Source organism: Polaromonas sp. P1_G2 (assembly GCF_056405515.1).
In genome coordinates this window covers 1-555 of record NZ_JBFUBY010000798.1, presented here as the reverse complement: position 1 = coordinate 555, position 555 = coordinate 1, and the positions used below count along the sequence as shown (strand labels likewise).

2 protein-coding genes are annotated in these 555 nt (G+C 58.0%); both read right to left on the bottom strand.

Annotation, left to right across the window (positions count from 1 at the left end; all coding sequences use genetic code 11):
- Positions 1 to 346, bottom strand: a 346-nt coding sequence (locus tag AC1D0P_RS27655) for a LysE family translocator (protein WP_477679653.1), incomplete at its 3' end; no start/stop codon positions are given.
- An 88-nt stretch (positions 347 to 434) separates the two neighbouring features.
- Positions 435 to 555: neutral zinc metallopeptidase (locus tag AC1D0P_RS27650; RefSeq protein WP_477679654.1), on the bottom strand; the 121-nt coding region annotated here is incomplete at its 5' end.

Genomic DNA, 555 nt, shown 5'->3' with positions numbered 1-555 from the left:
GGCGATGGCTATGCCCTGATGCTGTCACCTCGACATCGTTGGCACTGGTCCGGCCAAAGATTTTCCTGAGGCCGAGCCAAATCAAATAGGCAGCACCGGCATATTTGACGATGCTGAAGGCAAGCGCCGACGAGGCGAGGACGGCGGACAATCCGAACGACGCCGCAGCGACATGGACGAGCGTCGCCGTGTGAATTCCGAGGATCGAATACAGTCCAGTAAGCCTGCCTTGCTCGACCGAGCGCCCGACAAGATAGAGAACGGCTGGACCGGGAATGAGAAGCAGAACAAGAGCGGCGCTGACGAACAGCCCGATATTGGCAATATGAGGTGTAATGATTTCCACGACGGCCCCTCCCAGGATCAGCGATGGGAGGGATATAGTGCGCTAGCCCAGGCAGCGGTAGATCGCTCTGTCGGAATTTCGTCTCGACTTAAAGCGGTCCCGTCGATGTGTCGCAGTCCGTGAGCTTGCCGCTGTCGAAACCGCGCTTAAACCAGCGCATACGCTGCTCAGACGTGCCATGAGTGAAGCTGTCGGGCACAACATAACCC